General features: G+C 37.4%; 14 protein-coding genes and 1 CRISPR repeat array. Of the genes, 6 read left to right on the top strand and 8 right to left on the bottom strand.

All coding sequences use genetic code 11. The features are described from left to right. Positions 1-21: 21 nt before the first annotated feature. The 4 genes from JL001_RS12865 (at position 22) to JL001_RS12850 (ending at position 7,247) form a co-directional block, all read left to right on the top strand. Positions 22-1,854: a RagB/SusD family nutrient uptake outer membrane protein gene (locus JL001_RS12865; protein WP_200976527.1), complete on the top strand. Its 1,833-nt coding sequence runs from the start codon at positions 22-24 to the stop codon at positions 1,852-1,854. Between the two features lie 258 nt (positions 1,855-2,112). Continuing rightward, positions 2,113-3,492: a DUF1080 domain-containing protein gene (locus JL001_RS12860; RefSeq protein ID WP_370567373.1), complete on the top strand. Its 1,380-nt coding sequence runs from the start codon at positions 2,113-2,115 to the stop codon at positions 3,490-3,492. A 39-nt stretch (positions 3,493-3,531) separates the two neighbouring features. Beyond that, entirely contained in the window at positions 3,532-4,887 is a 1,356-nt protein-coding gene (locus JL001_RS12855) for a Gfo/Idh/MocA family protein (RefSeq protein WP_200976525.1), read from the top strand. A gap of 74 nt (positions 4,888-4,961) precedes the next feature. Continuing rightward, positions 4,962-7,247: a GH92 family glycosyl hydrolase gene (locus JL001_RS12850; protein ID WP_236252802.1), complete on the top strand. Its 2,286-nt coding sequence runs from the start codon at positions 4,962-4,964 to the stop codon at positions 7,245-7,247. 187 nt (positions 7,248-7,434) lie between these two features. On the opposite strand, the gene JL001_RS12845 is transcribed toward JL001_RS12850, so the two are convergent. After that, positions 7,435-9,531 (bottom strand): glycoside hydrolase domain-containing protein, encoded by a 2,097-nt coding sequence (locus JL001_RS12845; RefSeq protein ID WP_200976523.1) that lies wholly within the window; start codon positions 9,529-9,531, stop codon positions 7,435-7,437. An 848-nt stretch (positions 9,532-10,379) separates the two neighbouring features. Here JL001_RS12845 and JL001_RS12840 point away from each other — a divergent pair. Then, complete coding sequence (locus JL001_RS12840; RefSeq protein WP_200976521.1) at positions 10,380-10,583, top strand: hypothetical protein; 204 nt, start codon at positions 10,380-10,382, stop codon at positions 10,581-10,583. Further along, a complete protein-coding gene (locus JL001_RS12835) occupies positions 10,584-10,889 on the top strand; it encodes a hypothetical protein (protein WP_200976519.1) in 306 nt (101 codons plus the stop codon). A 204-nt stretch (positions 10,890-11,093) separates the two neighbouring features. Here JL001_RS12835 and JL001_RS12830 read toward each other — a convergent pair whose 3' ends face one another. The 7 genes from JL001_RS12830 to cas2 all read right to left on the bottom strand — a co-directional run bounded on the left by JL001_RS12830 (position 11,094) and on the right by cas2 (position 21,917). Beyond that, a complete protein-coding gene (locus JL001_RS12830; protein ID WP_236252801.1) occupies positions 11,094-11,579 on the bottom strand; it encodes a MarR family winged helix-turn-helix transcriptional regulator in 486 nt (161 codons plus the stop codon). A gap of 51 nt (positions 11,580-11,630) precedes the next feature. Further along, entirely contained in the window at positions 11,631-12,581 is a 951-nt protein-coding gene (locus tag JL001_RS12825; protein ID WP_200976517.1) for a DMT family transporter, read from the bottom strand. Positions 12,582-12,778: 197 nt separating this feature from the next. Beyond that, positions 12,779-13,450, bottom strand: coding sequence for a phage integrase SAM-like domain and Arm DNA-binding domain-containing protein (locus JL001_RS12820; RefSeq protein ID WP_200976515.1), 672 nt, complete (start codon positions 13,448-13,450; stop codon positions 12,779-12,781). 682 nt (positions 13,451-14,132) lie between these two features. Beyond that, complete coding sequence (locus JL001_RS12815) at positions 14,133-15,251, bottom strand: ATP-binding protein (protein WP_200976513.1); 1,119 nt, start codon at positions 15,249-15,251, stop codon at positions 14,133-14,135. Between the two features lie 234 nt (positions 15,252-15,485). Next, on the bottom strand, positions 15,486-15,956 hold the full coding sequence (locus JL001_RS12810) for a JAB domain-containing protein (protein WP_200976511.1): 471 nt from the start codon (positions 15,954-15,956) through the stop codon (positions 15,486-15,488). A gap of 535 nt (positions 15,957-16,491) precedes the next feature. Then, a complete protein-coding gene (locus JL001_RS12805; RefSeq protein WP_200976509.1) occupies positions 16,492-17,496 on the bottom strand; it encodes an alpha/beta hydrolase in 1,005 nt (334 codons plus the stop codon). Positions 17,497-18,251: 755 nt separating this feature from the next. Next, positions 18,252-21,443: direct repeats of the CRISPR family, unit length 30 nt; unit sequence ATTTCAATTCCAGATTGGTGCGATTAAAGG. 210 nt (positions 21,444-21,653) lie between these two features. After that, on the bottom strand, positions 21,654-21,917 hold the full coding sequence (gene cas2, locus JL001_RS12800; RefSeq protein WP_200976507.1) for a CRISPR-associated endonuclease Cas2: 264 nt from the start codon (positions 21,915-21,917) through the stop codon (positions 21,654-21,656). Positions 21,918-21,937: the final 20 nt, after the last annotated feature.

Here is a 21,937-nt window from a genome sequence, read left to right as displayed (position 1 = left end):
AGGATGAAAACTATTGAAAAAATGAAAAAGACTAATCGATATATAAATTCTAGTAATTACTTATTACTAATTACTTTGGTCCTAGCTTCTTTTGGCTGTAAAGAGGACTGGTTAGATCCCAAGCCTTTGTCCTTCTATGCGCCGGAAAACACCTTCAATGAGAAAAGTGGTCTTTGGTCGGCCATTACAGCCTGTGAAAGGAACCTTAGGGGAGAATTTACTGGGGATGCGCCTCCAATACTCACAGAACATATTTTTACTGAGGTAGCTGTGGAGGGTACTACAGACAAATCTGGCCCAGCCCAAGATTTGAATAAACTGATTACCCCAGATGCCAATCTAAGCAGTGACAACACCAACCGAATTGGATGGTACTGGTATGAAGGCTTCAAAGGAATCAAGTATGCCAATGTAGTGATATCCAGAATTGATGAACCAGAGGACTATGATTCCGAAGCGGAACGAAACCACATTTTAGGCACGGCCTACTTTCACCGGGCCTTACGGTATTACCGGCTAACCCAACAATTTGGGGATGTCCCATTGATCCTTGAGGAAATCAATTCACCAAAACTGGATTTCTATTCTACTGATAAAAATGTCATCCTTAGAAAGATTAAAGAAGATCTTGAGTTTGCTGAAGAATGGGTACCGGAATACATGGATCGAGGCCAGGCTCCAAAAGGGGCTATTCAGCATCTTTTGATCAAAGTAAACTTGGCCTTGGCAGAATTTGATGATGCCATTGCAGTAGCAGATCGACTTATCGATGAGGGACCTTATTCCCTTATGACTGAACGTTTTGGTAATGTCAGCGCATACCCCAATAAGGATGTGGTATGGGATCTACACCGTCCAGAAAATAAGTCCCTTACCGCAAACCGTGAAGCGATCTTTATGATAATGGACCGGTACAATGTAGATGGAAATACCAATGGTACTTATTCCATGCGTCAAGCTTTGCCCCATTGGGCCTCCAATATCAATACGCCAAACGGAAACAAGGGAACCTATGACAGGCCTGGAGTGGAAATTGATCTTGTATCGAACTATGGTAGGGGAATCGGAAGACTGAGAGGCACTTGGTATCATCAGGAAACTATCTGGGATGATGATAAGGATTTACGACACGCCCCAGGAAACTGGATGAGAATGGAAGATTTTGTATACAATAACCCTGACCTAAAAGGTGTGGACCCTTACTATGGACAACCCCTCCAAATGCGTAACGATGAAGGGGTATTATTGACAAACGATACGATAAGAAGATGGTTTGATTGGCCACATTATAAACTGTACATACCAGACTACGAAAGTGTACAGCCAGTTGGTGGGCAAAGTGACTGGTATATCTTCCGTTTGGCAGAATCTTATCTCCTACGTAGTGAAGCACACTATTGGAAAGGAAACCTAACTGCCGCAGCCGCAGACATCAATGCTGTCAGAACAAGGGCTGGATGCGACCCTTACTCAGCAGCACAGGTCAACATCGGAACAGTTTTGGACGAGCGTGCTAGAGAGCTATATTATGAAGAACCTCGAAAAACGGAGCTTTCAAGGATCGCATACATCTTCGCCATGACTGGAAAAGTAGCTTATAATGGAAAGACCTATAGTGTGGATAATTTCTCGGAGGAGAACTTTTATTTTGACCGCGTAATCGAAAAAAGTGACTTTTACAATAAGGGAGTTTACACAGTATATGGAGAGACTTACACCATGAGCCCATACCATGTATATTGGCCCATCCCAGCAAATGCCATTAATTCCAATACCAAAGGACATATTAACCAAAACGAGGGATATCAAGGCGCAGAAACCAATATTCCTCCCTTAACTACAATTGAAGAATAGATTTGAGTTCAATATTTAATCCAACGGAAAGTTAGTGGGACCTCCTTCAGGGCGCCACTAACTTTCCTTCCAGGCTTAAGCTTCTGAATTTCAGGTCCCCAAAGGCAAGCGATATTCCACACAAACGTATTGCCCTTGTTTGATATCACCTGTATCATTATAAACAATTTATAAATAAGATCTGATGGCCAAAAAGGCCGAATGAAATGACTGTGTGCTTCACTCAGTTGGGACACTATTGATTAAAAATCAAAAAATATGAAAAATAAGATAATGCTGCTGACGGGAATTTGCAGTGTATTGTTAATGGTATGTGCATTCCAAATAAAAAACGACCAACATCATAATGAATCTAAATGGACGAAATTATTTGATGGAAAATCCTTCAATGGCTGGAAAGTACTTGGTGGCGAAGCCGATTTTGTAATAGAGGACGGTGCCATTGTAGGTATTTCAAAAGTAAACACTCCCAATACCTTTTTATGTACGGAAAAGACCTATTCCAATTTTATTCTAGAGTTGGATCTGAAAATAGAGGATGAAACGAGCAACTCCGGCGTAATGATTCGTGGACAATACGATTCAACCCGAAACCGAATCTATGGTTATCAGGTAGAAGCAGATGCCAAAGAAAGAGCTTGGTCAGGGGGAATCTATGATGAATCCAGAAGGGGCTGGTTATATCCCCTATCCCTAAATCCAAATGCCCGTAAGGCCTTTCACCTGGGAGAATACAATAGGTACAGGATTGAGGTAATTGGCAGAGAAATAAAAACATGGGTCAATGGAGTTCCTGTGGCCTATTTAGTTGATGAAACGGACCAAAAAGGAAACATAGGCCTACAGGTACATAATATTTTAGACGTGAAAGCGCATGAAGGCAGAAAGACCTATTTTAAAAATATCAGAATCCAGACAGAAAACCTCACCCCGCTCCCATTTGAACCCGGTCATTTTGTGGTAAGCACTGTAGATAACACCCTGACCGATTATGAGATACAAGATGGATGGAAGTTACTTTTTACGGGCCACAATTCACTGGGGTGGAGTGATGTGGATCTCCAAGGATTCCCAAAAGAAGGGTGGATCATTGAGAATGGTGAGCTCAGTATTATGGAGTCTGATGGAAGTGAATCAATGACTTATGGTAATATAGTAACTCTAGAACAATATGCTGCCTTTGACTTGTCTTTTCAGTTTAAATTAAGCAAAGGGGCCAATTCTGGACTTAAATACTTTGTTACGTTAGAGGAGAAAACCGAAGGATCAGCAATTGGGTTGGAATACCAAATTCTGGATGATAAGGTACATCCTGATGCAATTAAAGGGAAAAATGGTAACCGAACACTCGCCTCTCTATATGACTTGATTCCTTCCAAAAAGCAATACACTAAAAGAATCGGTGAGTGGAATCAAGGAAGAATTGTAGTACACCCCAATAATCACGTGGAGCATTACCTAAATGGAACTAAAGTTCTTGAATACGACAGGGGCTCCAATGAATTTCAGGATTTGGTTTCAGGATCCAAATATAAGGGTTGGAAAAATTTTGGCCAAGCTCCTAAAGGCCATCTACTTCTTCAGGATCATGGAAACCATGTCAGTTATAAGAGTATTAAAATCAAAAAGCTAGACTAAACCAGTCCATAATTATTACATAAAATGAAAAGTATCGAAATGAAAAATAAACAAATTAATTATAGAAGAGAATTTATAAAAAAATCAGCCCTTACCACCGTTGGCTTAAGTTCTTTGGGTGCAATTGGTTTCAGTGCTAAAAGCTATGCCCGGATTCTAGGAGCCAATGAAAGGTTGAATGTAGCTGTATGCGGTTTGGGAAGAAGACTTGGAGCATTTTACAGCCCCCTTAGCCAGAAGCAATCCAACGTGAATTTATTATACCTATGCGATGTCATGCAATCCCAAAGGGAAAAGGCCGCTCAAAATTTTTCCAAAAGATTGGATTATGTTCCCAAATTGGAGCAAAATATTTTTAATGTCATCGAGGATAGAGAAGTAGATGTATTAATCAATGCAACCCCGGACCATTGGCATGCTCCTGGTACATGGAGAGCAGTAGAAGCAGGAAAACATGTCTATGTGGAGAAGCCCTGTAGTCATAATCCAAGAGAGGGAGAGTTATTGGTAGAATATAAAAATAAGTATGGGAAAGTTATTCAAATGGGTAACCAACAGCGTTCATCCTTACAGAGTATTGAGATTATTCAGGAAATTCATAATGGTATAATAGGTAAAGCCTATAAAGCCACTGCATTTTATTCCACAGCAAGAGGCAGAGTTCCAAACCCCGTAAAAGCAGCACCTCCAAAAGGATTGGACTGGGATTTATTTCAAGGTCCATCTCCTCGAAAAGAATACATGCACGATACTTGGAACTATAATTGGCATTGGTATGGCTGGGATTTTGGCACTGGTGAAACAGGCAATAATGGCACTCACGAAATCGATATTGCTAGATGGGCACTGGATGTTGATTTCCCCCATCGCGTGGAAGTTGACTCAGGTAAATATCATTTTGTGGATGATGGGTGGACCATGTATGATACCATGGATGCAGTATTTAAGTTTAAAGAAAATAAAACAATCCAATGGGATGGAAAAAGTCGAAACCAAATGAATACTTATGGTGGAGAACGTGGAACCATAATTTATGGAACAGAAGGTTCAGTTTTTGTAGATAGAAATGGATATAAATTATTTGATAGAGAGGGAAAGTTGGTAAGGAAAAATATTGGAAATGGCACAGAGTCAGGAACTGCCCTGGGTGGTGGTGGGAATATTTCCACAAGCCATGTCATTAATTTTTTTGAGGCAGTTCGAGGAAAACAAACATCTAACTCTCCCATTGAAGAGGGGGCAAAAAGTGTGTTATTGTGTCATTTGGCAAACATTGCCTCAAGAACCGGAGAAGTACTGGAATGTGACCCAAAAAATGGACATATCTTAAACAGTAAAACGGCCAGGAAATTATGGTCAAGGGAATACCAAAAGGGCTATGAGCCAACCCTATAAAAACATTCCAGCCTGCTTGCTGGTCATATTTGCACTCATACACTCTTTTAATCAAAATATTTTACAGCATACATATGATTATAAAAAAAATCTTACTAGGCAGAGCTATGCCTCTATTCTATATTTCCTTGTTATTAAGCATCCCTTTATTTGCGCAGAATAAAATCAATGAAAAAAAGTCTCCTGTAGACTATGTAAATCCTTATATGGGTAACATCAGCCACTTATTGGTTCCTACCTATCCGACCATACACTTACCTAACAGTATGATGCGTATTTATCCTGAAAGGAGGGATTTTACGAGTGATTACCTACATGGACTACCTATAATTGTTACTAGTCATAGAGGAAGTTCCGCATTTAATCTTAGTCCTTTTCAAGGTGATATAAGTGAGTTAAGGTCAATTATACCATACAGTTATGATCAGGAAAAAATCACTCCCTATTCTTACCATGTTTTCCTTGATGAACAGGAAATTGAAGTTGATTTTGGTTTGTCCCATCAATCAGCAAAATATGGTTTGACATTTTCAAAAAACAAACCTTATTACCTTATCGTGAATTCCAGAAATGGAGAATTAGTTTGGGAAGATAATTCGATTGGCGGATATCAAAACCTGGCCAATAATACCCGCGTCTACATGTTTGGAACACCCAGCAAGCAACCAAAGGAAGTTTTCACCTTTAGTGAATCCAATGAGTTGATAAAAGTAAAAAAGGGCGAAGCGCACCAGACTCTAATTCTTAAATTTGACACGGGCAATAGGGTTTCTTTTGAATATGGTATTTCATTCATTGATAAAACTCAGGCTTCTAATAATTTGAATCGCGAGGTAAAAGGCAAGTCCATAATCAAGATTCATGAAGAAGGTAGAAAATCATGGAATGACGCTTTGGGTAAAATTGAAGTTTCCGGAGGTTCAGAAGAAAACAAGAAAGTCTTTTACACCTCATTCTATAGGTGTTTCGAAAGACCAGTGTGTATCTCGGAAGACGGAAGGTACTTTAGTGCCTTTGATGGAAAGGTACATGAAGATGATGACATGCCATTTTACACAGATGATTGGATTTGGGATTCTTATCGAGCGCATCATCCATTGAGAATACTGATCGATCCTGATAAAGAAAATGATATCATTCTTTCGTTTCTGCGCATGTCGGAGCAAATGGATGATTTTTGGCTTCCTACTTTTCCCGAAATAACAGGAGATAGCCGAAGAATGAATTCTAATCATGGGGTGGCTACCCTAATTGATGCTTATCGAAAAGGAATAGATCAATTCGATTTGGAGAAAGCCTATAAAGCGGCCAAGGGAGCGATTACAGAAAAAACGCTGGCACCTTGGTCTGGAAAACCTGCTGGATACCTTAGTGGATTCTATGGTAAACACGGGTATATTCCTGCACTATATCCTGGAGAAAAAGAAACAGTGCCTGAGGTTAGTGGTTTTGAAAAACGTCAACCTGTGGCTGTCACTTTAGGTACCTCCTACGATGATTGGTGTCTTGCACAAATTGCTAAAGAGTTGAACTTTAAGGAAGAGTCTGCTTATTTTTTGCAGCGATCGTATAATTATCGAAATCTATTCAATGATTCAACGGGATTCTTTCACCCAAAAGATGATAAAGGCCAATTTATCAAGCCTTTTGATTATAAATTTTCCGGCGGTACAGGAGCACGTGAATACTATGGAGAAAACAATGGGTGGACCTATCGGTGGGATGTCCAGCACAATATTGAAGATTTAATATTCCTAATGGGAGGGAAAGATAATTTTGCAGCAAATCTTGACCATACATTTTCTGAGTCTTTAGGTAGAAGCAAGAATCGCTTTTACGCACAATTACCAGATCAAACGGGAAATGTGGGGCAGTTTTCTATGGCCAATGAACCTTCCTTGCACATTCCATACCTCTATAACTATGTTGGTCAACCCTGGAAAACCCAAAAAAGGATCAGGAGCCTGATTAAAATATGGTTTAGGAATGATTTGATGGGCGTCCCTGGGGATGAAGACGGTGGAGGGATGTCTTCATTTGTGGTTTTCTCACAAATGGGCTTCTACCCTATCACACCTGGCCTTCCCATTTATACTATTGGTAGTCCATTCTTTGAAAAGGTCATCGTCCACCTTTCTAATGGAAAAGATTTTACCATTATCGCAACAGGTAACTCAGACAGCCATAAGTATATCCAATCAGCATCATTAAATGATACTGACTTAGAGGTTCCTTGGATCAGTCATGACGATATTATGAAAGGTGGCGTGTTAGAATTCGTCATGGGGGAAAAGGCGAATAAAGAATGGGGAAACAAACAGACAAACACAATTCATTCACAAGGGATATTAAAAGATTAAACAGTACATAACCTTATTTGAAAATACAGTTAATATTAGTGTGACACTTTCCTTTCCCGACTAACTTACCTAAACTTCTTACGAACAAAGCTCTCCCTTTTTAGATTATGTCTCCACTTTGTAAGCTTATAAAGCAGAAGGATTCTTTAACCTTCTGCTTTATAATTTGCTTCCTTAGCCAATGTAACTATTGGAGTACCTTATCCAAATCAGATACCCAGAGGCCTTCCTTCCCCCATTCAGTAGGTTTTTTGGAGGCAACAAATTCCAATTTTCCACCCTCCATAATTTCTTTATGACTTATCCAGTTTCTCTCTAGTTTTTTACCGTTCAAGGTAGCGGAGGCAATGTATCTTCTTTCTGTATCAAAATTCTTCACGCTCAATTCAAAAAATTCATTTCCTTCTACCTTGATCCTGACTTTTTTAAACATCGGTAAATGTAGGTAGTAATATGGTGATCCAACATTTACAGGAAAGAAACCACTAGCTCCAAAAACGTACCAAGAGCTCATTGTACCAGCATCATCATCCATGGAGGGTAAGTAAGCTTGAGGCTGTAAGCGATATATTGGCATAACAGTAGAGCCAGTGCCTCTTTCATTTCCAGTGGTATAATGATGGATGACCGTATCCTGTAATAAGTGCCTCACTAGCCTTTGTCCCTTAAATGGAGCTCCTGTAGCCTGATATATAAAGGGCACCTGAAGATCCGGTTGATTGGCATGATTATAATAATGGCTTTCAAAAAATGTATCCAATTGCTCTACAAGTTTATCATCTCCCCCAATCATTTCCTTGAGGCCATTTAGGTCGAAAGGTACAAACCAGCGATACTGCCAAATGGTTCCTTGATAAAGTCCTCTAGCCTGCATCCTGTCCACATCATTTCTTCTAATATCCTCAAACTCATCTTTCCAAACTTTTCGATAACTTCTTGCTTTTTCCCGGTAAAAATTAGCCTCCTCTAGATTATCAGTCATACACAGTAGTTCTGATAGTGCCCAGTAATCATAGCATGTTTCCAGTTTTTGATCAGGGGAATTAAAAGGCAAGTTGACGGACTCGAGTCGCATACTATCCAATATTTCGTTAATATCCAATTCATAGCCCTTTCTTGCGGCATCCAGCAAAACCACTCCGGTATGTTCAGTCCGGACAGTTAAACTAGATTCATTTTGGGTAGCCCAAGAAACTTTACCAAATTTATATAACCATGCCAACGAGGATACGATATGCTGATAATTCGTAGGAGCTAAAATTGATAGGAGAGGTAATTGGGTGCGGTAATTATCCCATACTGCCCAACCATTATAATTGTCATGTTCTAGCCTTACCTCCTCACCCTGATTGTTTCGAGTCAACCCTCCTTCTTCGCTGACCTTGAAGGGAGCTTGAAAAGTTCTATAGAGTAAAGAAAAAAACATTCTTTTATCCTGCCTATCCCCCTCAACACTAATGGAAGATAATCGTGACCTCCATTCCTCTTCAGTCTTGTTTTTTAACTGATCAAATGAACCCTCAGTAATATTCAAAAGTGCCTCTTCCGAACTCACAGAAGACCAAGCCACTCTCAAACCCATTTCTTTCAAATCTTTGGAAAAACTGGCTTTGAAATGATATTCATCTATGAATTCCCAGTTTGACACCTCTTCGGATTTGACTGCAAAATAAAGCTTATACGCTCCTCTGTGGCATGTGGTTTTCCCATGTACCCAACCTAAAACAGCCCCATCTTTAAATTCATACTGGGCATCCAAAAACCTATTTGCAATAGTATGAGTAAGATCAATGTATAAGCCTTTCTCCACTCCTTGTGGAAAACTAATGTGGTGCAACCCCTCATTTTCATTTACTGTGATTCTATTGGATATGCCATTTGAAAAAGCGATAGAATAATAGCCCGGGGAAGCAGATTCCGCTATTTTGGTCAATGTATCTTTCTCCGCTTGGGAGCCCAGATAAGGTTTCAATAATAAATTACTTCCTGCTCCTTTGCAGCCAACTCCTTCAATACGGTTATGTGTAAAACCTTCAACCGTTTTGGCGTATTTTTCATATCCTGTATGGGTATATGGGTAAGTTTTGGGGGCAATACTCATCAAACTAAAAGGATATGATGCAGCAGGAGACATTTGCCCATGGTCTCCAGAAGTCCCCAAGAATACATCGACTAAGTCAAGTATATCTTCATTTCCACTTTCTGAATTAGACTCACAACCGAAACCGCCTAATATCAAAATTGAAAGTAAAAACGCATAGTTACTTTTTTTTAACCAATTCATTTTTAAATAATTTACAAACCTATGGTATATTATTACCTAATTAAAATTCATTATATTAATACCTTTTATACTGAGATAAGATTGTTTTAATGATGGTTGCCCCCTTTTATCCAATATTGGAATTGAAAGCAAATTCTTTTAACAACTCATTTTTAAAAATTGGCTGTAACACACCGTTCTAAAATGCTACCCAAAATCACGCTTTTCACAACCACATTTCTACAACAAAATAACACAGCTAAGATCTTAAGTTGACCACCAATGATATCTTCAGAATATTTATGCTTTAAGGTTTTAGCAATGCTAATATGTCGGTATTTTACATCTCGCTCAAATAAAACCCAACATTTAATTGCGAAATCGATTCCGTATATTTCTATTATGAATAATACTTTCATAACATAAGATAATTTCAGTCAATCAATAGAGGAAAAACAGGACTTATAATGACTTTAAATACAGTAATTTATAACTCATTAACTTAATTTTAATAATGAACAATTTTGTATTGCTCAAAATGTACTTTCATACTTACCCTTTGGAGCCTTAACTGCTTTAAATTCATGGTTCCCTTATCTGTCACGATTGTAAGTCTTCAAACAAAACTGGACTTTTATTAAGCAAAACATGTTTCTCCGATCAAATCACCTTTTCACTATATAATTATAATAGATAAAACACTCATTAATGATTAATCATATTGATTTCAATCTTACAATTTTATGAAAAATAAAATGAGGTAATTTCAACTATCTGATTACAATTCGGTTATAATAAATGGTCTTTAAATGAGAATCTTGGAATATTTTAAATTTGGGACTTTAAATAAATATCAACATTGCTTTTTTTTGAAATCTAAAAAGCCCAAATCATCTATCGATGCCAACCGTATTCTCCATATCAGAGCAATGATTATTGGCTGGGATACATTGGTGGTTATTTTGCACCAAACCAATCTTCTAAGTCAACAAACTGAACTTATTCACAGAGAGCAACAGGTATCGGTAAACCTTAATCTAAAGTTTGAAATAGTCCGACCTACCGATTCCTGAATGGAGTTCACGATTCCGAACACTGGCTTTGAGTCAGCTCGAATAGTAAAAGCAATAATTAATATCGATAATAAGGAACATGAAATGGGCCTTTCAAAATATTTCTTAGATAATTTTTTCGCTCCTACCAAACTGCCCGTTAATTACTTAAGTCCAAGGATCATGATTAAAGCAGGAGATGTAATGACTCTTCTAGGATCAACGGTAGATAGTGAACCTTTCCAAGAGTTCATTGATGATAAGAACGAAGAGAGCCTTACATTCAAGGTGGTTTACAGCTCTTTACACGGCGATAAATGGGTATGACATACTAAAATGAGTTTCAGGAATAATTATCTCACAGCCCTATAATTATCATCCTCGATCAATATGATATTGTATAGGCATTAAACCTACATTCAATTCATAAAAAAAAAGTTACAACTTGAATGAATTCAAAAAAATGGCAAGTCATGACTATTTGAGCAGTAACATTTAAGGGAGCAAAAGAAACCTTGCTCCTAAAGCTAATTATTTATTCATCTTTTCTTCTGCCCTACTCATATAATCCATCTCAATGAACTTATTCTCCATATTGCCAAGTAACTTCAAAATAGTTTCATCATTGTCCATCATTTCCTTTAATGCTTGAGAAAGTGCCTTCCAGTGCATTTCAAGTTTAGGCAATTCCCTAACCGCTTTTTTCGAAAGTGACAGGTAAAATTTCCTTAAATCGCTTTTGTCCTGTTGGGAAGAGATGTACCCACTTTTCTTCATTTTATTAATTAACTTGATCATTGCTGGATGGGAGATGCGAAGGGTCTCTGCCATTTCTGTAACCGTAAGCTTATTATGCTTTTGCAGCAATAGAAAAACCATATGCCAATTGGGTTCAATGTCCAATTTCTTGGATTTATAGAATTCTTTGGTTTGATATATAAACAAATCACTTAATCTTTTCAAGCGAGCGGTCAGTCCATCATGCCCCATTTCCAGTAAAAAATCCTCCTGTATCATGTTTCAAATATTTAATCAAAGATATCAATAAAGAAACAAGCCCAAAAGAAACTATCCAGATACACCTTTTCTTGCGTGTAACCTATTTTCTCCAAACGAGCTCTTTATTTTTTTTGATTTATTGGTAAAAACCACACTGATCAATATCAAGCCACCCGCCAAAACAGTGAAAATTGTTACTGGTTCATCTAGAAGGGCCCAACCAATTATTATGGCAACCAATGGGTTAATATAGGTGTGTATGGCAACAGTATCCAAAGGTAAATGTTTCAATGCGTAAACGTAGGCATTAAAGGTCAGTAAAGAAGCGACCACTGTTAGGTAGAGCAAAGACCACAAGGCATACCTATCAATTTCAGTAGGTAGTCTTTCCCTAAAAAACAAACTAAGGACAAAAAGAAAAAGACCACCGGAAATAAGTTGGAATGCCGTATTGATTAAGGTGTTGCTACTGGATGCTGTCATTTTACTGATTATCCCACCTATAGCCCAACAAATGGCACAAATAAACGCCAAAATTAAGCCGAAGTTATAACTGCTATCGGTCGGGCCTTGTTGAGAGTTATCACCAAATAGAAAGACAACTCCTGCCAAACCAAAAAGAATACTCAGTACTGTAAAGCGGTTGATATGGTATCCTTTGGTGAAAGTAATATTATACATTAGCACAATTATAGGGACCAACGAATAGATTATCCCAATCAGTCCTGTCGGGACATACTTTTCGGCCATTCCAAGAAGACCGTTTCCCAAACCTATCAGAAATATTCCCGGAACTGCCTGGCCCTTAAAATATTTCCATCTTAAAAAGCTACGATGCCTTCTAAACATTGCCAATATAAGGACAAGTACGAGGCCCGCAATGAATTGCCTAATTCCTAAAAATAGAAAAGGAGGCATTGACTCCACTCCTATTTTGATTGCATAATAAGTTGTGCCCCATATGATGCACACCATACCGAGGGCAAAATTGGCTTTTAGTTGTACGTTGCTAGTTTGCATAACTGATCTCATTAACTTTTTAAACTACCGCTTACACCTAAATTTCAGGAAAATAGAGGCGATCCAAACCCAAACAATGTAACCGGTAACACAAAGTTAGTGAATAAATGTAACTAGATACATAAATACTTGATTTTTTTTTCTGAATCTGAAAAGCTAAACAATAGACAATTGTCCGTAGTAAGTGAAAGAAAAATTCATTTTTCCCTTCTTGTAACAAAACTAATTATTGGGTAATGGATTTTTTTGTCCTTTTTAATGGCAAGCGTCAATATCTTTTTTAATCTAATCAAATGTTTCATTACCCCATTATTGGCCACCGCCCTGCGTTTATGATCTTTTGGTTTGAAAGTCCTGAGATGGTGCTCATAATCAGTTATGAACTTATAATCGATTTCCGATAAAGAAATATCTGTTTTCCTTTTCTTGGTTTTAAGAAATTCCAGAAGGTGCCTTTCTGTAGTTTTGTAATTTTTCAGTGTACCCTTTGCAAGAACCCCGATATTTTGGGTATTGTGAAAATCAATAAGTTCCATCAATGTATGTTTCTCTTCCTCAATCCCCAAAAATCTATTTTTAATTGCTTCCGGGGTAATAGTCTTTTTTTCAATAAAAAGTTCTTGATAGCATTCCAAAACCCTTGCCCTTACATGCTCAAGAAAGCGATTAAAATTTCTAGACTCAGGGTTATTACCTCTTATTTTTCCCCTTCCGTGATCCCAAAGACTGGGAAGTATTTTCTTCTTTACAGAGATTTCAGCACGTTTTCCATCAACTGTAATTCGAGCCCTTACGGGAGTCAAACCATTTTCATCAAGTTTGTTTTGTCGGATAATAAACTGAATACCAAAGGTTTTTGAATATCTCATTCTTAATAATATTTTGGTTGATCTGATTCCTTTTGTTCAAAAAAGGTCACCAGAATGAACAGTTTTAAAGCCCAAAACGGCTCAAAAACACCCAAAATCAGAGATCAGGAACTCAATGAATATCACAAGTTAAGCTCTAACTGGTGACCTAATTTAAGAAATTAAAAAGGTCACCGAATAGGTCTCATTTTCCTTGAAATTGTTTGATGTTTTTTGTGGTATAAAAAACATCAAACCCTCCAAATCATACGATCTGAAGGGTTTTGGTTGGAATTGCACTCCATTTTGTCGGAGTGGCGGGACTCGAACCTTATATCATAAAACACTATAAATCAACAAGTTAATTGTATCTAAAAATATCTTGTCACCTAATTGCTCTCAAATTTATTTTAAGGCCTATAATCTTCCATTATACCACAAATATATAAAAATTTTCGAACTATCGAATTTTACTTTCAAATTACTTCGGTTAAAAGTCCAGGATAATTTCAACCATATTTTATTTCCATCATATCTCCGCCAATTATTGAGACTTCCCATTAACTTAACGGGTGTAAAATGACCAATAATTTTAGCCATATTTACATAGTCTCATCTATAATTTGCATGGGTAATAAAGAGTCATCCTTGCCTCTTTATTCTCTTTCAACTACTAACACTATTTTGCCCACAAAGAATCATACTAGATAATAACAAATTCTCTGAAATTTTCTCGGGTAACAATTTTCTCATTTGCTCCATATGCCTCTACAAAAGTCTTTGGAAGTTTTATACGTTTTTTTCCACTCCATTTAAATTCATAGCCAGTAAGTTCACCATCTTTTTCCTCCACTAAATCCACCTCTTGTTGTTGCTTTGTCCTCCAAAAATAGTCTTTTGCAAAAGTATTCTTATAGGTGATTTGTTTTTTACGTTCTGTGATCAGAAAGTTTTCCCATAATGCACCAGTGTCCTGTCTTAGTTCCAGGCTATTGAAATTCCCAAGGATTGTATTTCGTACTCCATTATCATAAAAGTAGATTTTCTTATTCTTTTTGATCTCATTTCTTAAGTTTCGACTAAAGCTATTTAGTCGATAAACAACAAAGCCTTTTTCCAAAATATCAATATAGTTTGAAACAGTATTTTTATCAACGCCAACTGTTTGAGCCAGTTCATTATAATTTACTTCACTACCTACCTGAAGTGCCAGTGCCTGCACCAACTTTTCTAAAACCTCTGGTTTTCTTATATTAGAAAAGGCTAGGATATCCCTATATAAATAGCTATTAACAAGCTGCAATAGTATTTCCTTCTCTTCTCCGGGATTATTAAGAACATCAGGATAGAATCCATATAACAATCTATTTTCCAATTGCTGTTCGGAAACTAGATATCCATGGTAATTTTCAAATTCCTCCCAACTTATTGGTAACAGTTCATACTCCCACTTTCTTCCAGTCAAAGGCTCGTTTAATGCATGGGACAAGTCAAATGAAGATGATCCACTTACCAAAAGCTGAACATCTTTAAACTGGTCGGTAATTATCTTTAGGGTTAAACCAATTCCAGATATTCTTTGCGCCTCATCGATAAACACCATTTTATTCTTGCCGATAATAGATCGAATTTGTTCAGTATTAGGACTGTCCAATAAGCCTCGTACAACCGGATCATCCCCATCGAGAAACAAATGCGGTTTATCAATAAGTAATTCTTTCAGTAAAGTAGTCTTTCCCACTTGGCGAGGGCCAATAATAATGATGGCTTTTCCTTTCCCTATCTTATTTTCAATGACAGGTTTAATTGTTCTAGAATACATTAGTTGATAGTTTTTTTAAACTTAGCAATTATTCACTAATAGTTATATCTTTAAGTGATTAAACTTAATAAAAAATAATAACTTTTTATAATTAATATTGTTATATCCAATTGGGATATTTCCGGACCAATTTGGGGAACTTTCTTTGATATTATCCATAAATGCAAATTCCAGATATAAACGATTTGACTAAAAACAATTTAATTTGGGGCATTAGTAAATAAAAAAAGGGCCTTACAGCCCTCCTTCATCTGCGAATGAATAATAACTCTCAGAAGTAACAATAACATGGTCGATAACTGGCAATTCAAGTAGTCTTCCTGCTTTAACCATCTTTTCAGTCAATCTTTTATCCTGTTCACTAGGCTTCAAATTCCCAGAGGGATGGTTATGGGCTATGATCATGGCCGATGCTGAAGCCTTCATGGCAGCTCCGAATATCACCTTTAAATCCACTACGGTTCCTGCTGATCCGCCAGAGGAGGCATTGATAATTCCAAGCACCCGGTTTGCCCTGTTGAGTAGAATAACCTTAAATTCTTCAATGAACCCAATTTTCGATTCATCCCAATTAGCCCTTAAAATCTTATTGGCCGTTAAAGAAGAGTCGATTTGGGGCTTCTCTGAAACTTTAGAATTAGGACGATAGCTAAGCACGATTTCGGCTACATGGCTGGAAACAACATTTTTGTTCTTGGTATCCATAACATTTCGTTTTAATGGTTAGAAATTAATTATGGTACCACCAAAGCTTGAGGGCAATCAAGGCCAAGTGGCAACGGAATAAAGGAGGGCCTAGTGGGCAGAAAAGTGTTTATGCCGTAAGCTCATGGCCGCTTCAGCAGCCCAAAAGCTAAATTGTAACATGATTAATGAATAAATAATCAAACAATTTAAATTGTATAAAATAAGTTGATCAACCTGATTGATAAATACTATAGTTAGGTTGACAATTAATGTGAAACATCAAAACCCTATAAAAGCTTAATGTTCTGGCCAAGCTTTTATAGGGTTTCACAAACGCTAAACTGTCGGTTGTGTCCAAAGATAGCAGATAAGCAAAAAAATTTTGGCAAGCCGTGAGCCCGACTGAAGCTTAGGTTTTGTTGCACAAAACCTGCGGTAGTTTCAGGAGCAGCCAAGAACAGGTAACTTTTTAGATCATTCATTAACTCTTATCAATCATGAAAAAAAGGAAACCATCCTCCAGACTGCCTGTTCCAAGATAGCTGGATCTGCTCTAGTTGATGTGTGCAGTTTTTTTATTCTTTTTATTCCACTCTTCAATCAACCTGACCGTTTTACTGTTCCTTACAATATCTAAATGTTTTACATTTTCCATAATTTCTACTTGAGTAAATTTTTTGGAAGGGTTAAATACGATTGGAAATTGGTCAGCATAAAAACTTTCGTCTTCTTTTCCTACCAAAACCAAACAAGGTATGTATATGTTTGCTATCTCTTGTTGATAGTTTTTTGAATCAAAATTCATGGTCATATTGTATGAATACGAAGGTACTTGTAGACTGTCATTAATGTTTTCAGGACGATTAAAAAACAAGACCGGTAAATGGTTTAAGTTTTTTATACTTAGATTGTTGAGCATTGAAAGTCCGATTATTCTTTTTAAGGCTACTTTTACCCATCCACCACTATTTGGTTTTACTGTTGGTGAATTATATCCCAAATAGGGCGAAATTAAAATTGCTTGATCTACATTACTGTTTTTTGGGTTTCCAATAAACCTTAAAACAAATCCACCACCTGAAGAATGACCAGCCAAAATGACCTTTTTAGCATTAAGATTTTTCTTGCTAAATCGAATCAAATCTTCAATATCGTTTTCAAGTTGTCCTATGAAATCGATATCACCTCGTTTCCCTTTATTTCTACCATGCCCTCTTATATCAGGTGTTATTACAGTAGCAATATCTTCACTCGCCATTGCATTTGCAATTTCTGACAAATATCTACTTTCTGAACCGGAACCATGAATAAGAATCATTACATCTGTGCTCTGACTTTTATAAACTCTACTAAAAATCTCCTTGTTATCTCTCATTTTCACCCATTGCTCTACTCCCAAAGCTACATTTGTGTTTTCCTTTATAGAACTGTAATCATAATTCTTTACATTTTTTTCAAGTTTAATAGGCCAGTAAATAAGAGTTAAAGATATTAGTGTATAAATAACAACACTTATTAAAAATGTTGTTATAATCCATTTTAAAATTTTATGTCGCATTTTTTTCAATTAATTATTTCTCAGCAAAAGTGAATCTAAAAACCTGTAGATAGAAAAATTAAATTCTGATTCGTTGTTTTTAAAGGATAAGCTGTCAAATTGTAACGTAGCATATAAACGCATTGCGCATATATCCTCCAGTCCAAGTTATTGGAAGCTAATTTCAAACACTTATCAAATACTTGTAAACATTTACAATTGAACATATCCTCTAAAACTAATAAATAGGTAAAACAAATGAAACACCCCATATAGGAGGGACAAGCGTAAAGAAAACAGTCTGTGACTGTTTTTAGCGAGTAGCCAGCTTGCAGGGCTGCCCCTTTCGTTTACGAGGTCGGTTCACCCGTCACTATCCAGAGCGAGATCCACTTATTTTTAGCCAACAGCAAGTGGCACAAAATCAAATTGAGGCAAAAGAATTGTTATCGACAACCAGGTTTACTCAATTTGGAGAATGCTCCACAGCCTAGATTCCTGCCTGCTGCAGGCAGATTTGGTTCTTTTCATCAATAGCCTGTCCCGACTATTGGGAGAAATGCAAAGCATTCATGAAGACCATTAAAAATTAACTCATCACTGAATAAAAGAACATAAGATAACCACCAAATAAAATTTGGACCTTCCCCAGACGTTTCCACGACGTCTCCTCTATTCTATTTCCAGGTTCCAAGATTATAATTCGTTCGCCAAAATAGGAATTACAATTTCCCTGGATATTTAGGTAAAGTGGTATACCCCACCCAGTCAGGGTGATTTCAATTCCACATTGGTGCGATTAAAGGCTGAAAACCAATGAGCATTATGATCAACTGTTGGACCATTTCAATTCCATATTGGTGCGATTAAAGGGATATTATCCGAAGTGATTTCCCTTCTTTTAAAGTATTTCAATTCCACAATGGTGCGATTAAAGGTAGGTATCAAAGTGCCAAATCTCTTCAGGACTAAAATTTCAATTCCAGATTGGTGCGATTAAAGGGAACTTCTCCAAATTCAATTCCAATGTGATAGAGCTATTTCAATTCCAGATTGGTGCGATTAAAGGGCTCAATGCCTTCTTGGAGGCTAAAGTGCCTGACTTATTTCAATTCCACATTGGTGCGATTAAAGGAATTGTCTCGTTATGGGAGATTTGTCCAAGGATCAGATTTCAATTCCACATTGGTGCGATTAAAGGGCTAAAGCAACTAATTACTCAAAATTTCAATGGCACATTTCAATTCCACATTGGTGCGATTAAAGGGGAGGCTTTCCATTCCTCCCAGCTGGGTATCGGTTCATTTCAATTCCACATTGGTGCGATTAAAGGTTTAGAGGAGAACGAATGCCTGCAATCTTCCTGCAGATTTCAATTCCACATTGGTGCGATTAAAGGGGTCTGCTTCCTCCTCGATCCCCTTCTTTTCCTTCTATTTCAATTCCACATTGGTGCGATTAAAGGAGAGAGGAAGTTCAAGAACAGGTCTCAATATATGGTATTTCAATTCCAGATTGGTGCGATTAAAGGCCAAATGTTTTAGGAACTTCTTTTTCCCAGTCCCATTTCAATTCCAGATTGGTGCGATTAAAGGGCTCAATGCCTTCTTGGAGGCTAAAGTGCCTGACTTATTTCAATTCCACATTGGTGCGATTAAAGGGTGAAAGCATATTCACGGAATCAGGTATAAACCCTATTTCAATTCCACATTGGTGCGATTAAAGGTTTTGCTTGTTTGGGGCTAAATGAGTGCTTTAGTATATTTCAATTCCACATTGGTGCGATTAAAGGAAAATGCTCTGTAGTCTGATTTGCTCCTGGAGACTAATTTCAATTCCACATTGGTGCGATTAAAGGTTTAAGCTGTTCGAAGTAAAGGATTATAACATCATAATTTCAATTCCACATTGGTGCGATTAAAGGCAAAGTCCTTTCCTGAATTCCAAGGCCTTAAACCTTATTTCAATTCCACATTGGTGCGATTAAAGGTGGACACTGGTTTTTGGTGATGGCTCAGCAGCTTCATTTCAATTCCACATTGGTGCGATTAAAGGCACTTCCTAAATACAAAGACGGGGTATTTGATCTGAATTTCAATTCCAGATTGGTGCGATTAAAGGGTAGATACAGACAAACTTCCATATAGAACTTCAGTATTTCAATTCCAGATTGGTGCGATTAAAGGAAAAATCCGACACGACTATGGCCGCGAACATACCGATTTCAATTCCAGATTGGTGCGATTAAAGGTCATGCTGTAGATATGCTTATAGTTACCATCCGCAGATTTCAATTCCAGATTGGTGCGATTAAAGGCTACGACACTGCCAAATATCAATATGAGTTATCCGAATTTCAATTCCAGATTGGTGCGATTAAAGGAGGGTTGAATCCTTCAGGTATTGAAGTCAGGGAGTCTATTTCAATTCCAGATTGGTGCGATTAAAGGTGTCATCCAGTAGCCCATCTGCCATTTCTGTTGCCTATTTCAATTCCAGATTGGTGCGATTAAAGGGTGTTTACCCTTATTTGAGTAAACACTTTTTATATGAGATTTCAATTCCAGATTGGTGCGATTAAAGGGGGTTGAATCCTTCAGGTATTGAAGTCAGGGATCTCATTTCAATTCCAGATTGGTGCGATTAAAGGGAACGGAGATCATCAGTTCCCCATCCTCCTGTAAGATTTCAATTCCAGATTGGTGCGATTAAAGGAATCCTTTTCTTCCGTTCATGAAGGCTACAAAATCAATTTCAATTCCAGATTGGTGCGATTAAAGGTAGAGCAGACGGAAAGTATCAGAAGACTACAAGTGGTATTTCAATTCCAGATTGGTGCGATTAAAGGCGGCCTTCTCTTTTGCCCTTTTTTTCAATATTGCCTGATTTCAATTCCAGATTGGTGCGATTAAAGGCCATGCTTTATTATTTAACATCATTCCTAAATATAAATTTCAATTCCAGATTGGTGCGATTAAAGGAAAGCCAGATGGATGGACAATGCCAACAGGTAAGTTTATTTCAATTCCAGATTGGTGCGATTAAAGGATCACATCACCCTCCAGATCGGTATTCTCTGCCAGATTTCAATTCCAGATTGGTGCGATTAAAGGTTAGCTTCTGATAGTCCATCAGTAGCGGTTTTCTCCATTTCAATTCCAGATTGGTGCGATTAAAGGTCGCTATACAGGTACTTGGATGCTTCCTTTTTCATTATTTCAATTCCAGATTGGTGCGATTAAAGGAAGTCATTCCAGGACAGTTCAAACACCTCATCCCTTATTTCAATTCCAGATTGGTGCGATTAAAGGAATAGTTTCATTAGCGTGATCGGCGGCAAAAGCCTGATTTCAATTCCAGATTGGTGCGATTAAAGGGGCGAACTTCAAACTTATGACTGTAGCACGCCAAAATTTCAATTCCAGATTGGTGCGATTAAAGGCTGTTAATATCTCGTGTGAAATACATGAAGATCAAAATTTCAATTCCAGATTGGTGCGATTAAAGGACTGTAGAGGTACTTGGATGCTTCCTTTTTCATTATTTCAATTCCAGATTGGTGCGATTAAAGGCCCAATTTCTCACAAAAGGGAAGTACATAATGGTACATTTCAATTCCAGATTGGTGCGATTAAAGGTTGGTTTAGTTAAACCTGAATTCCTAATGAAATACCAATTTCAATTCCAGATTGGTGCGATTAAAGGTTTTCCAGACGCTCAGGGGACATTTCTAACGATTTGATTTCAATTCCAGATTGGTGCGATTAAAGGACCAGAGCAGGAAATGAAACTGGCGGCATTGAAGCATTTCAATTCCAGATTGGTGCGATTAAAGGCAATTTTTACACCTACAAACCAACTTCATGATTTTAATTTCAATTCCAGATTGGTGCGATTAAAGGTGCCCAATTTTTGGCCGCTGAACCTGTTGAAAATTAATTTCAATTCCAGATTGGTGCGATTAAAGGCCGTCACTTTTTCCAAGAAAACCTCTTCTAAAAAGCTCCTCGACCATACTTTCCTGACACAAATTAAAACAAAAATCGTCGACCTACAATAGCCGAGTTTTGACTGGCCTTCGACAAGCACCCAAACAACTGATTATCAACAAAAACAATCGAATCCTCGCAAAAAACATCTAGCAATTCCAAAAAAACATACTGATCGACAACTGTATTCTATAAAAAAGTATCCAGATCATTCTTTTCCTGACCAATAACCTCCTTGGTCAACCACTTCTCATTCCTGCTCTTAAAAATAATCAAACTGTCTTCCCTTTCTTTCATTATTTTCTTGGCATTGGAGAGCAACTCCTTCAATTTCACTTCAGTAATCTCTCCTTCAAACACGGAATTCTGTATCCAATTGAGATATTGGCGACAAAGCTTAAGCATCTTCCCCACCCTCCTTTCTCCGATATCATATACTAAAATTACATACATCTAAAGATCAGTTTAAGTTC

Source organism: Echinicola sp. 20G (genome assembly GCF_015533855.1).
Classification (GTDB): domain Bacteria; phylum Bacteroidota; class Bacteroidia; order Cytophagales; family Cyclobacteriaceae; genus Echinicola.
The sequence above is the reverse complement of the archived record's forward strand: the minus strand, read 5'-3'. Positions and strand labels throughout refer to the sequence as shown.

Bases quoted from the DNA above. Each gene is read 5' to 3' on its own strand.
- JL001_RS12850 (WP_236252802.1), top strand. From the start codon at position 4,962: ATGATTATAAAAAAAATCTTACTAGGCAGAGCTATGCCTCTATTCTAT.
- JL001_RS12820 (WP_200976515.1), bottom strand. From the start codon at position 13,450: ATGAGATATTCAAAAACCTTTGGTATTCAGTTTATTATCCGACAAAAC.
- JL001_RS12855 (WP_200976525.1), top strand. From the start codon at position 3,532: ATGAAAAATAAACAAATTAATTATAGAAGAGAATTTATAAAAAAATCA.
- JL001_RS12805 (WP_200976509.1), bottom strand. From the start codon at position 17,496: ATGCGACATAAAATTTTAAAATGGATTATAACAACATTTTTAATAAGT.
- JL001_RS12815 (WP_200976513.1), bottom strand. From the start codon at position 15,251: ATGTATTCTAGAACAATTAAACCTGTCATTGAAAATAAGATAGGGAAA.
- JL001_RS12835 (WP_200976519.1), top strand. From the start codon at position 10,584: ATGGAGTTCACGATTCCGAACACTGGCTTTGAGTCAGCTCGAATAGTA.
- JL001_RS12830 (WP_236252801.1), bottom strand. From the start codon at position 11,579: ATGATACAGGAGGATTTTTTACTGGAAATGGGGCATGATGGACTGACC.
- cas2 (WP_200976507.1), bottom strand. From the start codon at position 21,917: ATGTATGTAATTTTAGTATATGATATCGGAGAAAGGAGGGTGGGGAAG.
- JL001_RS12865 (WP_200976527.1), top strand. From the start codon at position 22: ATGAAAAAGACTAATCGATATATAAATTCTAGTAATTACTTATTACTA.
- JL001_RS12845 (WP_200976523.1), bottom strand. From the start codon at position 9,531: ATGAATTGGTTAAAAAAAAGTAACTATGCGTTTTTACTTTCAATTTTG.
- JL001_RS12825 (WP_200976517.1), bottom strand. From the start codon at position 12,581: ATGCAAACTAGCAACGTACAACTAAAAGCCAATTTTGCCCTCGGTATG.
- JL001_RS12810 (WP_200976511.1), bottom strand. From the start codon at position 15,956: ATGGATACCAAGAACAAAAATGTTGTTTCCAGCCATGTAGCCGAAATC.
- JL001_RS12860 (WP_370567373.1), top strand. From the start codon at position 2,113: ATGAAAAATAAGATAATGCTGCTGACGGGAATTTGCAGTGTATTGTTA.